Genomic DNA, 15,650 nt, shown 5'->3' on the forward strand with positions numbered 1-15,650 from the left:
TCGTTAACCTTCGCAGTATCCTTACCCCTCACCTGCCTGCGGGAGAGAAGATGCCAGCGGCTTCGTCCGCGGCCACCGGATCTCCACGACCACCCCGCCTTCGGACGGACGATGGAACAGAAGATCGGCTTCGCTGCCGAACTGCAGGCGCAGGCGCTGCTTGATATTCCACAGAGCGCAGCCGGTCTCGTCACTGGGCGCATGATCGACTTCATGCCGCACCTTCGCTAATTGTTCATCGTTCATCCCGGCGCCGTTGTCGCGCACCAGGATGTAGTGGAAACGGTCGTTCTGACCGCCGCGCACCTCGATCCAGCCGTCATGCTCGACCTTCTCGATGCCGTGGATGATGGCATTCTCCACAATCGGCTGCAGCAGGAGACGCGGAATCTCCAGACGATGCATCTCCTCCGGCACCTCGATCTTGTATGTCAGATGATGGATGTGGAGCTGTTGGATGCGCAGATAGCTGTCGATCAGCTCCATCTCTTCTTCGATCGTCGCCGTCAGCTTCTCGAGCCGCGTCGTATAGCGGTAATACTTGCTCAGATGCAGAGCGAGTTCCATCACGGAATCCGTCTTGCCCAAGCGGGTTAAGCTGCGGATCAGCGCGAAGCAATTGTATAGGAAGTGCGGATTGATCTGCGACTGCAGCTGTTTCAGATTGGCCTCGCGGGAGCGCAGCTGTTCCACATAGACCTTCTGGATGAGCTGTTCGATCTCCGCCGCCATCTCGTTGAACCGATCGAACAGGAAGGTGAATTCGTTGTTGGGACGGTTCGTCAGACGGACGGAGTAGTCGCCGATCTTCAGCTTATGGACGCTGCGGATCAGCTGGAAGATCGGACGCTGAACGTTCTGATACAGCATATAAGCGGCGAAGATGCTCATGATCAGCAGGAGGCCGATCGAGCCGTAGAACAGATTGCGGCTGGTCAGGATCGGCCGGGTTACCGTATCGATCGGTACATAATCGACGACGTACCAGGAGAGGGAAGGCACCTCGCGAATATTCAGCAGATACTCCGAATCAGCGATGCGTAGGATGTGATTGTGATGCTGCACGGGGTCCTGTAAGCCGATCCGCTGAACGATCTCCTCAGTGATCTGTTCATTCGAAGTGCTGTTGGCGATCACTCGCCCGCTGGGTGAAAGCAGGAAGGGATCTCCGCTTCCCCCGAGTTTGAATAGATCGAGATCCCGCACCAGTTCTTCGCGGTTAAAGGACATCTCTACGATCAACCCGGCTTCGCCGATGCCTGCGTTCAAGGGTTGGATGAGATGGCGGAAAAACCGCTCCTCCGCATGGCCGCCGTATACCATTCTGCCGCTGCGCAGATCCCAGGTTGTCGTGAAGCGGTCTGTGAGAACCTCCATATCGAAGTCCAAGAGGGTGGAGCTCGTTGACACCATCTCGCCGTTCTCCGGCGACAGGATGCTGTACTGGGTATCCCATTTGCCGGCGGCATTCAGCAGCTGCAGGCGTTCCAGGATGCGCAGCTTCTCCGCATAGCGATCATAGCCGGAGAGCAGGTGAAGGGTGCGGATCTTCTGGATATGGATGTCCTGGCTGAGGAGCAGACCGAGGCGGAAGATGTTGCTCAGCGAGGCATCCAGCTCGTTGGCGAAGAAGATGATGTCCTTCTCCTTCAGGGCGGTGATCTCTCTGCGCAGAACATCCATGCTGACCTTATTTGAAAACGCATACAAAAAGATGACCGGTATTAACACGGCGATTAAGAAGCCGATGATCCGTGTAAAGGTGTTATAACGCCACGTCAATGCGATGCGCCTCCTTCGGCGGATGTGGTGAACAAGCTGCAAGATTGATTCTAGACCAAATTAAGTGACGATTAAAAGACCCAATATGCGTTCCGATCGAGATCACAAAGAAATTGGCATCCATCCAAAATCCCGGGTCTATAGCGGCAAGGCCGGGGTTGTTACAATTAACTATGACAAAACGAGGTATAAATATCAACAAATCATTGTCATTGTGGTGAAAACAGGGGGAGGAGTATCGCATGGCTTCCAAGGCTTCCTTAGCCCGATCCGGCAGAAAGGGAAGGGAGCGGTACCGCTTGACGTGGCCCCTTCATCTGATGGTGCTGCCGGCGGTGATCGCAGTTGTTTTGTTTGCGTATGTGCCGATGTTCGGCCTTGTGATGGCGTTTCAAGATTTTAAACCCTATGACGGTATCTTCCATTCCCCCTTCGTGGGCTGGAAGCACTTCGAGTTCATGTTCCAATATCCGGACAGCAAACAGGTGATCATCAATACCTTCGTCATCTCCGGCCTGAAGATCGTATTCGGCTTGGCAGCGCCCTTCGTCTTCGCCCTGATGCTGAATGAGGTCCGCAAGATGCTGTTTAAGCGTGTGGTGCAGACCATCGTCTACCTGCCGCACTTTATCTCTTGGGTTATCCTCGGTGCAATCCTCATCGATATGCTGGGCAGCGACGGCATCGTAAACGCGACGATGCGCGCTCTCGGTCTGAAGCCGATCTTCTGGCTGGGCGACGGCAACTGGTTCCGCTTCACTGTGGTCGTCAGCGATGTGTGGCAGAACTTCGGGTTTAACACGATCGTCTTCCTCGCCGCGCTCGCCGGCATAAACCCGTCCCTCTATGAAGCGGCGGAGGTCGATGGGGCAAGCCGCTGGAGGCAGACGATTCATATCACGATACCGGCGATGATCCCGATCGCTGTGGTCGTGGGCACCTTGTCCCTCGGCAATATCCTGAACGCCGGCTTCGACCAGATCTTCAACCTGTATACGCCGCTGGTCTACGACAAAGGGGATATCATCGATACCTTCGTCTACCGGACGGCGATCCTAAACGGTCAATACAGCTTCGGCACCGCCGTCGGTATGTTTAAGTCTGTGGTGGGTACGGTGCTCATCGTCATCGCCTACCGCTTGGCATACCGCTATGCGAACTACAGAATCTTCTAGAGGGAGTGGGCTGGGAAGTGTACTACAAGACCAAAGGCTACCGGATCTTCTCCGTATGCAACCATATCCTGCTCGTCTTGATCAGCTTAAGCTGCCTCCTGCCGTTCATCCATATCCTGGCGGTGAGCTTCAGCGGCAGCGCTCCGGCCAACGCGAACATGGTTAAGCTGTGGCCGATCGACTTTAATACCGATGCCTATGCGCAGACGATCCAGAATCCGAATTTCCACAAAGCCCTGCTGATCGGGGCGGAGCGGACGGTGCTGGGAACGCTCATCGGCATGGCGGTGATCACCCTCGCTGCCTATGCCCTGTCCAAGGATCAGTCCTTCTTCCGCAGCAGACGATTCTATACGTGGTTTTTCCTTGTGACGATGCTGTTCAACGGGGGGATCGTGCCGACCTACATGACGATCCGCACCTACGGGCTGATGAACACCATGTGGGCGCTGGTCCTGCCGACCGCGGTCAATGTGTTCAACATGGTGCTGCTGATGAACTTCTTCCGCAATGTACCGAAGGAACTCGAGGAGGCGGCGGTGATCGACGGGGCCGGGCAGTTTCGGACCTTGGTGAGCATCTATCTGCCGATCTCCTTGCCGGCGCTGGCGACGATCTCGCTGTTTACGATGGTCTTCCACTGGAATTCCTGGTTCGACGGGCTGCTCTATATCTCTGACTACCGCAACTATCCGTTAGCCACGTTCCTGCAGACGGTCATCGTGCAGCAGGATTTTAACAAGATCAATCCCGATGTGAATGTACTGAAGAATATCTCGCAGCGTACGGTGAAGTCAGCGCAGATCTTCATCGGCACGTTGCCCATCCTCCTGGTGTATCCCTTCTTGCAGAAATATTTTGTAAAGGGAATCGTCCTCGGTGCGGTAAAGGAGTAAGTGTCGGGAAATCTGGGTGAATGAGAAAAGACAAAAATAGTGAATAAAATAGCATCAATACAAATTAAAGGGTATGTAACCTGTTTTGATCATTTTATATAGTGTTAATCGAAAACAGATGTTCATCACGAACGAATGGGGGAAGGAACATGAGAAAATGGTGGTTATCAGCTCTGGTCTTGCTTCTGGCTCTAACCGTTGCAGCATGTTCAATGACCGGCAATAACAACAAGTCAAGCGGCAATGACGGGAATCGGAATCAAAGCCAGAACCAGAATGGTGAATCCGGCGAAGGCGAATGGAATGGTGAGCGGTACGATCCGCCGATCGTCCTGACGACGGTGAAGGGACTCGATCAGAATGCCGCGGTCTTCAAGGAAGGGGAGACGATCGAGGACAATGTGCACACCCGTCTGATCAAGGAACGGCTCGGCATCGAGATCAAATACAACTGGGTCGTGACGAATACCAACGACGGCTATAAGAACAAACTCCGCCTCGAACTGTCCTCGGGCGGCGAGATGCCCGATGTGGTCGTCTACCGCGGCGACATGGAGACGGTGAATCTGCTCATCGACTCCGGCCAATTCATGGCGGTGGATGAGCTGATCGAGCAATATGCCGGAGAAGAGTATAAGAAAGGGCTGGCACTGGACCCGACGATCTGGTATCCGATCACCCGTGACGGCAAGAAGATGGCGCTGCCGATCCTCGATTACGCATATAACGGGGATCAGGCGCTTTGGATTCGCGAAGATTGGCTGCGCAAGCTGAACCTTAAGGCGCCGACCACCTTGGAGGAGATGGAGGCGGTGATGGATGCCTTCGTCAACGGGGACCCTGACGGCAACGGCCTGGCTGATACGATCGGCTTGGCTGCCGGCTTCAAGAACGGCTTCAACAACTGGATGACGGATATCGGCTTCGTCTTCGGCGCATACGGCACGATGCCGGGGCAATGGAACATGATGGAGGACGGCAGCCTGATGTTCGGCTCGATCGACCCGCGGGCGAAGGACGCGCTGCTGACGCTGAAGCGCTGGATGGAGAAGGGCTATCTGCATCAGGATACGGCGCTGAAGGATGAGGTGGGCGGAGCGGAATTCTTCACGAAGGGGCAGGCAGGGATGATGGTGGGTCCGAACTGGATTCCGGACTGGCCGCTGCCTGATCTGAAGCGGAATGTCCCGGAAGCCGAGTTCAAGGCTTATCCGATTCCAGCCGGACCGGACGGACTGATCGGCACAGCGGGCGGCAACCCGCCGGTGAACGGTTATATCTTCATCAACAAAAATGCGAAGCATCCGGAAGCCATCCTGCACTATTACAACTGGTTCTTCGATCATATGGCCAATCCGGCTCCGGGCAGCGAGTTTGCGAACGGTTTTGCCGAAGGGTATGACTACGCGCTGCTGCCGGACGGCTCGATCACGAGCGATGTGGCAAGCTATCCGGAACTGTTCCCGGGCAATGTGGATGATCAGATCGTCAATCCGATCTACTACACCCTGACCTATGAAGGCGCGCGCATTCCGACGCTCTACGCGGAAGCAATGGTGAAGCTGGCTAACGGCGAGCCGCCGGAGACGCCTTATGAGAAGTCTCTGGCTTCGTACCGCACCAAAGAGAACATCGACGCGATGAAGGTCATCATGGATCAGAAGGACATCCGCATGAAGAACTACTACACCGGTCCGCTGACGGAGACGATGCAGAGCAAGAACGAACTGCTGAACAAAATGGTGAACGAGACCTACACGAAGATCATCTACGGGCAAGCATCCATCGACGAGTTCGACACGATGGTGGAGAACTGGCTGACGTCTGGCGGCGAGACCATCACGCAGGAAGTCAACGACTGGTATAACAGCGTGAAATAAGCGGGGATCGAGCCGTTGGGCTCAGACAGCGCAGGTTGGATCTGACTTGGCGGGATTGAGAAGATCGTGCGGTTCTGAGACGACAATAGTTGTTGATACGCGTGCAGTGTCTGTCTTGGTGGGTCCTGAGACGACAATAGTTGTTGATACGCACGCAGGATCTGCTTTGATGAGTCTGAGACGACAGAAATTATGCTCTCACACGCCAATCCCGCCACCTCGCGCCCTGAGTCAATAATAATTGATGTCTCACACCGAATCTGCTTACTTGCATACTCGTACGCACACGTAAGGGCTGTCCAAAACCAGTGAATACTGGTTGATGGGCAGTCCCGATTTTTTTGGAAGGAGTTTTTCGCTCAGGACAGAGTGTCGTAGTCCGCGGGGGGACTTTTTATGATTATTCCATTGACTCAGGAAGTGAATTGCGCAGTGAGCAGAAAGCAGCGAGATGAAGAACCTGAGCGAAGGGGATGATGAACAATAAGGAGGGGAAAGGGGCGGCGACTCTATGGCGACTCTATTTTATCTAGTGATGTCAGGTCTAAAAGCTTCAACTCATCCATATAATCTAGCAACTAGAAGAGCGGAGGTTGGGATGGATGATGTTGAGGGAAGGAGCTTGCGATCGCGCCGCTTTGAGAGGGCCGGGAAGGGAGCGCAGGGTGCGGCGGAGCAGGGGAGCGGCTCTGGCTTTGCTGTTCGTGCTTCTGTTCACGGCAGCTGTGTCCCGCGGAGATCTAAATGATGCGATCGTCTATGCCGGGGAAGCGGAGGTTCCGCCGAACTTGCTGGATGATAGAGCTGTGCAGAAAGCCGAGTCTCGAGTTAGAACGTTGGAGCTGGCAGATCGGCGAACACCTGAGTTAACGAATGATAGAATCGAGACAAATCATGCGAGAGCGATCTATGAACAGCTGACCTATGGGAAAATGGCGCTCCAAGAGGAGAAAAGGTATCGCGTGCCGGAAAGGCCCACGGTCTACCTGACCTTCGATGACGGTCCGTCAAAATTAACGGAGCAAGTACTGGATATCTTGGCGGAGGAAGGGATTGCGGCGACATTCTTCGTGTTGGGAGAGGCTGCAGAGCGGCACGCGGATCTGGTGAAGCGAATGGCGCAGGAAGGGCATGCGATCGGCAATCATACCTACAATCACAGATATGCGGAGTTGTATGAGGAATTTGGAGGATTGTGGGACCAGGTGCTGCAAACGGATGAAATCATCTATCAATTGACCGGGAAGCGAAGCAGGTTATTCCGGGCGCCGGGCGGGACGCATCAGAATTTTGATCCGTTCTATGCTTACTATATGGAACAAGCGGGATATATCGTCTATGACTGGGACGTGGACAGCGGAGATGCGAAACGGCGGGGAGTGCCCGCGGATGAAATCTTATACAATGTGGTGAGCGCTCCTCTGAAACATGAGATCCATGTACTGCTGCATGACGGAGCAGGGCATGAAGAGACGGTTAAAGCCCTGCCCGAGATCATTCGTTACTATCAGGAGCAGGGATATGCGTTTGACGTGCTGGATCCGAGCGTGCAGCCGCGGCAGTTCAGCCTGGGCAAGCTCAAATGGAAGAGGAAGATCAGCTTCCAGCAACACGAGCAGTTTATGGAGAGAATCATGGATTTTCGGACGTTAAGGGAAAATGGGTTGCGGGAGCATAGTTTAAAAAGCTGGAGGCAGGATCCGGCAGCGGAGGAGAGGCTTCTGCTCCAGGTCAACGGGAGGAACATGGTGCTTAGTGAGCGGGAATTCTATATCGTTGATGGGCACTATCAGGTGCCGCTGGATCGGTTGACGGCGGTGCTGGACGGGCGGTTGTGGAAGGTTGAGAGGAAAGCGGCGGGCGGACCGTTAGAGAAGGCCGAGGATATGCGGCCGCAGATAGCGGATGGTATGAAGGGGCCGGCGGCGGTTGACCCTGCACGGATGCATAATCGGTATCGGGCGGAGATCGCCGGGCACATGATAGTCTATGATCCGGCAATGCAGAGCATGATCGTGCGCGGTCCGGGAGGGGAGGAACGATCCCTGACATCAGTCCAGCTGGAAGAAATAGACGGCAGGCTGTTCGTCCCGCTGCGAGGCACGGTGGAGATGCTGGGCGGATCGATTCCCTCTTACTCCGTGGATCAAGAGATGAAGCAGGTGCGGATCGATATGCCGAACACAGGTTATGGACGAGGGGTTTGGTGGAAGGTGAGCGGTCAGTATAGAATGGGCAGCATCTGGAGTCATCCGCTGTTAAAGCAGAGCACCGTAACTCTATAGAGGTTGGTATAGGTGAAGTTGGTATAGAGAAGTGTATCTAAGAAGGTTGTCTCTAAGAGTTTGGCTGCAGAAGTTTGTCTACCATAGGTTGATCATTAAGAGATTCCATATAGACGGTTTCCACTCTATCGTTTAGTCTTTTTCAGCGCAAGACATGTATGCAACAAAACTTCAGCAAGGAGTGTTGCTGAAAGAAAGTTTCCATTTATCGACTAGGGTTGCTAGGTCAAAGTTGATCCAGCCGGGGTTAAATTTGGCGCAGCCGGGGTTTAAGGCGGGTCAAATCGTCAATACTGATAGCAAGATTCATATCGTTAGGAGGACGCGAAATGCGCTCATCGGTATTGGGATTTGATCAGCAGCATGAATTGATAGAGAACATGATCGAGAATGTATCACGAGTTATCAAAGGTAAGAGAGAAATCATTGAGATGGTGATTACCTCTCTGTTGTGCGGCGGTCATGTACTGCTCGAGGATGTGCCCGGCGTCGGCAAGACGATGATGGCGCGAGCTCTGGCGAAGACGGTGGGCTGCACGTTGAAACGCATCCAGTTCACGCCGGATCTCTTGCCTTCGGATATTATGGGAGTCTCTATTTATAATCAAAAATTACAAGATTTTGAGTTTCGCCCCGGCCCGATCATGGCGAACTTCGTGCTGGCGGATGAGATCAACCGCACCTCGCCCCGCACCCAATCGGCGCTGCTGGAAGCCATGGAGGAAAGGCATGTGACGGTGGACGGCGTGACCTATGAATTGCCGAAGCCTTTCATTTTGATGGCGACGCAGAATCCGATCGAACATGAGGGCACCTTCGCTCTGCCGGAGGCGCAGCTGGACCGTTTTATGATGAAGCTGCATCTGGGATATCCGGATGCGGATGCGGAGATGGAGATGTTGGAGAAGGCGGCGGTTCATCCCATTGAATCGCTGAAGCCCGTCGTAACTAAAGAGGAGCTTCTGGAACTGCAGAAGCGGGTCAAGCGAATCCATGTGGACCGGTCGATCCGTGCGTATATCGTCGATCTCGTTCAACAGTCGCGCATCCACCCATCGCTCTTGCTCGGCGCAAGTCCGCGGGCGGCTGCAGCGCTGATGCATGCAGCGCAGGCCAAGGCGCTGATCGCTAACCGCGGGTATGTGGTGCCCGATGATGTGAAGGCTGTTGCGCATCCGGTGCTGGGACACCGTTTGATCCTGCGGCCGGAAGCCCGGGCTGCGGGCATGAAGCAGGCGGATCTCGTCGATGAGCTGCTGTATTGGGTGCCGGTACCGAATTTTCGGCAGGCGGCAGGTGAGCGGTCATGATGCTGCGCCGGTCTCATGAGCTGCGAAGGATCCGTAACGAAGTCACACATCGTAATGACCATGACGGCCACGCTTATCATTCGCAACGCACTGTTGATGTCTATCGTGATCGCCGCCATCGGAGTCATCGCAAGCACCGCTTCCACCGCGTGGTGCCGGGGGCAGGGTCGTTCTGTGCATGGCTGATTGCGGCCGCCGCTGCGTGGTACTGGGCGCTTGCCCAGGGAGGACAAGCCGCTTGGTTTACGGCAGCGATTACGGGGTTCTTGGTGCTGTATGCGGGGATCGCGGGATGCCTCGGTCTTGTAAAACCAGCGGTATACCGGGACGAAGTGTCCGAGTCGGTGCAGGCCGGTGATCGAGTGAAGGTCGGCTTGACCATACGCCTGCGCTCCGGCTGGTTTCCATTCGTCTGGCTGGTGATTCAAGACAGGTTGTACGATGCGGAGGGCAGAACCGCTTATACGCATCACCGCTTGGTCTATGCGGGATCGCGGAATCGGATCTCAGTGGAATATGAGATCCCGCGGCTGCGAAGAGGGGTGTATACCTACGGAGCGGTAAGTGTCGAGGCGGCCGAGCCGCTGGGCATCATCGGCCGCCGCTGGAGGATGGACGACGCAAGCGGGCGTCGTCTTCTCGTCTATCCGCAGCCGCTTGCCGGGCTGGCGGCGGAGATACCGCGGCGCCTCAGCGAGAGCGGCGCCGCGGTGACGGCGGCGATGGCGGCAGCATCGCCGCTTGTCAGCACCGTGCGCGATTATGCGCACGGGGATCCGCTGCAGCGCATCCATTGGAAGAGCACGGCCCGCACGGGCGGGCTGAAGACGAAGGAGCTGGATGCGCTGCAGGAACGCCGCGTCGCCGTCGTCTTGGACGACGCGGCGGAAGGCTACGGGAGCGGGCCGCTTGGCCGCTCCCGATTTGAGACGGCGGCAAGCGCAGCATGCGCCGTCGTGAAGGCCGCCAAGCAGCAGGGCTTGGCGGCAGTGCTTCTCTGCGGCGGTGCGGAAGCCGCCGCAGAAGAGGCGCCCGGCCCGGCGGAGCGCCGGGCGCTGGAGCTGCTCGCGCATGCTGAGCCGCGGCGGGGCGGACCGCCGCTGGAAGAGGTGCTGCGCGAGCAGGGGATGCGGCACACGGCGTATGTGCCGCTGCTTGTGATCACGCCGCGGCTTGACGCGCGGCTGATCGATCAGATCGGCGCCCTGCGGATGCGCCGTGTGCATGTGTCGCTGCTGTATATCAGCGACACTGAACAATTGGGCGAAGCCGATTCGCAGCGGCTGGCCCAGCTGTCGCTTATCGGCTGTTCAGCCAGCGCCATCGCGGCCCATGGTCCCAGGATCTCGCCGTCTGGCAGTATCAGCCGTGCGGCAGCGGGAGGGGGTGCCGGCGATGTTGGAGTTTCAACTTAGCCAGACGACGCGAACAGCACCAACAGCACGTACCACGCAACCATCACAAACCACACAAACTGAACAAAATGCACACACTGCACAAACGGCGAACCTTGCTCGCTCCAGCATGTCCCGTGCTAAGGATGGAGGAGAACCGTATCCCTGGCTAAGTGCAGGGATCGCTACGCTGCTGCTCTTCGTCTTGCTGACGGAGTGGATTCGGCCGCTGACTCAGCTGGCTATGGTGACGGGCATTCACGTGATCGATCCCTTCCTCATCGCTGTCTTTGGCTTTGTCGCACTGGATTACCTGCGCCTCAATATGTGGATCGCCTGGCCGCTAAAGCTCGTCGTATGCTGGGTGTTGATCAGTTTATTCTACTATGACAGTTTCCTCTTCGACCGTACCTGGTGGCAGGAGTACGGCGCCGTGAGCATGCGCGACCTCGAGCACCTGCTCGCCGGGCATACTGCGGCGATCAGCGGGGAGAATCGCACGCTCTTGCTGCTCGCGGGGTTCTCGCTGATGATCTACTCCCTTCATACCATCATTGTGCGCCGTCAATATGTCGGCTGGTTCGTCACTCTGACCGTGGCTTATCTCGCAGTATTGCAGCTTGGATTCGGACTGGACACGACGCGCGGCGTGATGGTCAGCGTCGTCGCCGGCTTAATCCTGTCGGCGGTTCTAACCCCCCTTCGATGGCGCTCGTTGATCGCAGCTGCTGATGCTCGCAGGAGCGGCTTCGCTGGCGGCAGGCGTTCATCCCGGCAGCAAAGTACGGACCAGGTGCCAAGAAGCAGCAGTGAGTTTGCGATCCCCAGGAGCAAGCAATTAGCTGCCGTGTTGTGCTCGCTCATGGTCATCGGGCTTGCGGTGCTGAGCGGACTGTGGATGACCGCTAATCAGCCGCGCCTGGCCCAGCCGTGGCGGTGGAATGTGCATGCTTTCATCCAGGAGGCAGCATCCCTTGCCCGCGGCTCGCTGCCTTTGAAGACGACGGTGCGAAGCAGCTGGCTGGGCGTCGGCCAATCGGGCTACAGCCCCGGGGAATATACCCTCGGCGGCCAGGTCATTCCGGCGGATACACCGGTCTTCACAGCTCGTTCGGAGACGGTGACCTATTGGCGGGGAGAGAGCAAGGCGTATTATGATGGACGGGGCTGGTCGAATGGAGATGTCGATCAAGCAGTAATCGAAGTGCCGAATCCGACAGCAGAGGGCTCAGGCTCTGATCGAGGGACCGATGCCGGAAGATCCGTCTTCTCACATGACACTATCATCATACAGGAGATCAAAATGGACGAAACCGCTTCTTGGTTCCTGGAGAATACGCTGTTCTCCGGCGGAGAGATCCTCTCCGCAGAAGTGCTGTCGGTATTCAGCAGCAACAGCAGCGACCGCGTCAACGACAGCAATGGGAGCGCGAAGACGGAGACGGGAACAGCTGCGGGACGAAGCTCTTACTTGCTGATGCTGGACCCAGCTTCCCAGCAATATTGGATCGAAGCCGCGGACAGCCATGTGAGGAGTTACCGAGTCAAGGTACGCCCTATCCCCCATGACAGCTTCGAATCGGCTCGGATCGATCGTCTCTATCGCGAGGCCGCGGCGGACGGCTTGCAGATCCCGCTGCCGGAAGAGGAGAAGCGCCGTTATCTGCAGCTGCCGGAGTCGATGAGCACGCGTGTCTATGAGCTGGCGAGCCGGATCACTGCGGGGTCGGACACCGATCTTGCCCGGGCCCGTGCGCTGGCTGAGTACCTGCGCTCCAATTATGCCTATGATCTGGACGGGCATGGGAAACCGGCGGAAGGGATGGATTTTGTTGAGTATTTTCTATTTGAGAGTCCCTTTGGTTATTGTGATCATTTTTCCACTTCGATGGTGGTCATGCTGCGTATGAACGGCATAGCTGCCCGCTGGGTCGCGGGATTCGCGCCAGGGAATCTGACGATGGAAGATAACGGCGAGGTGCGGAGTGATGTGCGGGCGCTGCATGCCCATTCGTGGGTGGAAGCGTATATACCCGAGGTGGGCTGGATTGCCTTCGAGCCGACGCCCGGCTACGCGGACCGTTTAGGTGCAGTGTCAGCGTTGGCAGTTGACACGGCCGCATCGAGGGATGAACTCGGCAGCGCGGCACCGGCATGGTGGCAAGGGCCGGCGTCGATCCTGATCACGCAAGTGAGCAAGGAGGTGGAGCAGATGGAAGGAGATTGGTTGACCCGGGTACACAAATGGACACAAGAACAATACAACGAATGGCTATCCAAATTGCCGGATGATATCAGCGGAGTACAGCTTGCGATCATCACATCAGCGGTTTGTGCACTGATCATCTTAGGCTTCATCGCCCGGCGCCCCCTGCGGATGATGCTGTTGCAACGGCGGATTGACCAGCGGATCCGCGGGATGGAACGCCGCGGCGGCACCTTGGCTGTGCTGGAGCTGCTGTGGCAGGATGTGATGCGCAGACACGGGACGCTTAAGCCGGGACAGACCCTGCGCGAGTATGTGCTTGCCCTGCCTCTTCGTACAGAAGAACAGCGGCAAGCACTCATCGAGCTGGCTCATCTGTATGAAACGGTTCGTTATGATGAAAGGCTGCCGGCACGCATCTCCCGCTCGCGGATGAGCAGGCTTTGGCGCGCGGCGCTCGGCTGATGGACTTATTTTGCTGCATGAGAACAGGAATGAGGAATGGGGCATGATGCTGCAGCAAAATTCTGGTAAGTGATGCCAATGCATGATGCTGGAGTAGTACAAGATGCTGGAGTACGATGCTAGTACAAGATGCTGGTGATGCTGATGCGGCGCTGTTTTCTTGACGTTGGCAAATGCCTTTCTATATAATGATGTCATTCGATCACGAGCCGCATGTGCGGAGGAATATAGATATGGGAGGACGCGTATGAACAAGCCGGAAGAATTGATCCTGGTACTGGATTTCGGCGGCCAGTACAATCAGTTAATCGCCCGTCGCATTAGAGATCTAGGTGTGTACTGTGAGCTCGTCTCGTATAAAACCTCTGCGGAGAAGATCGCTGCGATGAATCCGCGCGGGATTATTTTCTCAGGGGGGCCGGCCAGCGTATACAGCGAGCATGCGCCGCTGGTCGATGAAGGGATCTACGAGCTGGGGATTCCGATCCTTGGGATCTGCTACGGGATGCAGATGATGGCACATCAACTGAAAGGACGAGTTGAACGCGCGGACAAGCGGGAGTACGGCAAGGCCGTCGTTGAGTTCGCCCCGCACAGCCAACTGACCCAGGGCATGGATTCGCAGCAGCAGGTCTGGATGAGCCACAGCGATCGTGTGACTGAACTGCCGGAGGGATTCATCATCGATGCGCGCAGCGAGCATGCGCCGGTTGCAGCGATGAGCGATCCGAAGCGGAAGTTCTACGCTGTTCAATTCCATCCAGAAGTGCAGCATACAGCGAATGGCCATGAGATGCTGAAGAATTTCCTGTTCAATATCTGCGGCTGCAAAGGCAACTGGACGATGGGCACCTTCATCGAGGATACGATTCAGGAGATCCGCCGGCAAGTCGGCGACCGCAAGGTGCTGTGTGCGCTGAGCGGCGGCGTGGATTCCTCGGTGGTGGCGGTGCTGGTGCACAAGGCGATCGGCGAACAGCTGACCTGCATGTTCATCGATCATGGCTTGCTGCGCAAAGGCGAAGCGGAGAGCGTCATGGAAACCTTCGCCGGCAAGTTCGATATGAACGTGATCAAGATTGATGCGAGCGAGCGTTTCTTAAGCAAGCTGCGCGGAGTGGAAGACCCGGAACAGAAGCGCAAGATCATCGGCAACGAATTCGTCTACTGCTTCCAGGAGGAATCCGCGAAGCTCGGGCAGTTCGATTTCTTGGCGCAGGGGACGTTGTATACGGATATTATCGAGAGCGGCACGGATACAGCACAGACGATCAAATCCCATCACAACGTGGGCGGTCTTCCGGAAGATATTCAGTTCGAGTTGGTCGAACCGCTGAAGGCGTTGTTCAAGGACGAAGTTCGCAAAGTCGGCGAAGAATTGGGTTTGCCGCATGAGATCGTATGGCGTCAGCCGTTCCCGGGACCGGGGCTGGCGATCCGCGTGATCGGCGAAGTGACGGAGGACAAGCTGAAGATCGTACGCGAATCCGATGCGATCCTCAGAGAGGAGATTGCCAAGGCGGGGCTGGACCGCGAGATCTGGCAGTATTTTACCACGCTGCCGAATATGAAGAGCGTCGGTGTGATGGGTGATGAACGGACATACTCCTATACCGTCGGCATCCGTGCGGTGACCTCGATCGACGGCATGACCGCCGATTGGGCGCGCATCCCTTGGGATGTATTGGAGCGGATCTCCATACGCATCGTCAACGAAGTGGACAACGTTAACCGCGTCGTCTACGACATCACATCGAAACCGCCGGCAACGATTGAGTGGGAATAATCGAGCAGGAGCAGCAGACTGGCAGTCCTCGGCAAGCACCGGACTCCCATCGTCCCGCTTTTCTCCCATTATGGCAGCTATGGCAGCATTAACACTCCCTTCGATCTGTTCGTGGAACGGATCGGGGGGAGTTTTTTGTGCGGTTGATGTGTTGGGGCGTGGGATTCGTTCGCTGCCGCGGTACGTGATGTTCGCTGCCGCGGTAGGTGCTGTTCGGTGCCAGGTCGGTCTTGCACGTTTTGTCCTAGAATTCGTATAAAATGGTGCAGCGCTTTTTGGCGTCCTTAGCCCTCGCTCGTTTTATCCTAAATTTCGTATAAAACGATGCGAGATCCGAAGGATTTTTCTGGTTTTGTCCTAAATTTCCTATAAAAAGAGGTGCGGAACGGTCACTGTGCGGGGTTTTGTCCTAAAAATCGTATAAAAGTCGGTGAAGGATCGCTGATCCAGAGGTCAAGTCCGAAATTGTGT

General features: G+C 56.2%; 9 protein-coding genes. 8 read left to right on the forward strand and 1 reads right to left on the reverse strand.

Features of this window, described 5'->3' with window-relative positions:
• Positions 1-21: 21 nt before the first annotated feature.
• A complete protein-coding gene (locus PRECH8_RS13520) occupies positions 22-1,782 on the reverse strand; it encodes a sensor histidine kinase (RefSeq protein ID WP_200967622.1) in 1,761 nt (586 codons plus the stop codon).
• A 242-nt stretch (positions 1,783-2,024) separates the two neighbouring features.
• Here PRECH8_RS13520 and PRECH8_RS13525 point away from each other — a divergent pair, with 242 nt between their 5' ends.
• From PRECH8_RS13525 to guaA, 8 genes are all read left to right on the forward strand, one after another.
• A complete protein-coding gene (locus PRECH8_RS13525; protein WP_200967623.1) occupies positions 2,025-2,957 on the forward strand; it encodes an ABC transporter permease in 933 nt (310 codons plus the stop codon).
• Positions 2,958-2,974: 17 nt separating this feature from the next.
• Entirely contained in the window at positions 2,975-3,853 is an 879-nt protein-coding gene (locus tag PRECH8_RS13530) for a carbohydrate ABC transporter permease (RefSeq protein ID WP_200967624.1), read from the forward strand.
• 149 nt (positions 3,854-4,002) lie between these two features.
• On the forward strand, positions 4,003-5,733 hold the full coding sequence (locus tag PRECH8_RS13535; RefSeq protein WP_200967625.1) for an extracellular solute-binding protein: 1,731 nt from the start codon (positions 4,003-4,005) through the stop codon (positions 5,731-5,733).
• A gap of 602 nt (positions 5,734-6,335) precedes the next feature.
• Positions 6,336-8,018, forward strand: coding sequence for a polysaccharide deacetylase family protein (locus PRECH8_RS13540; protein WP_200967626.1), 1,683 nt, complete (start codon positions 6,336-6,338; stop codon positions 8,016-8,018).
• A 329-nt stretch (positions 8,019-8,347) separates the two neighbouring features.
• Positions 8,348-9,328, forward strand: a complete 981-nt coding sequence (locus PRECH8_RS13545; protein WP_200967627.1) for an AAA family ATPase — start codon at positions 8,348-8,350, stop codon at positions 9,326-9,328.
• Complete coding sequence (locus tag PRECH8_RS13550; RefSeq protein WP_200967628.1) at positions 9,328-10,743, forward strand: DUF58 domain-containing protein; 1,416 nt, start codon at positions 9,328-9,330, stop codon at positions 10,741-10,743. The genes PRECH8_RS13545 and PRECH8_RS13550 overlap by 1 nt, the downstream gene beginning before the upstream one ends.
• A 109-nt stretch (positions 10,744-10,852) precedes the next feature.
• Positions 10,853-13,393, forward strand: a complete 2,541-nt coding sequence (locus PRECH8_RS13555; RefSeq protein WP_207161804.1) for a DUF4129 domain-containing transglutaminase family protein — start codon at positions 10,853-10,855, stop codon at positions 13,391-13,393.
• Positions 13,394-13,640: 247 nt separating this feature from the next.
• Positions 13,641-15,179: a glutamine-hydrolyzing GMP synthase gene (gene guaA / locus PRECH8_RS13560; protein ID WP_200967630.1), complete on the forward strand. Its 1,539-nt coding sequence runs from the start codon at positions 13,641-13,643 to the stop codon at positions 15,177-15,179.
• The last annotated feature ends 471 nt before the right edge of the window (positions 15,180-15,650 follow it).

Source organism: Insulibacter thermoxylanivorax (genome assembly GCF_015472005.1).
Classification (GTDB): domain Bacteria; phylum Bacillota; class Bacilli; order Paenibacillales; family DA-C8; genus Insulibacter; species Insulibacter thermoxylanivorax.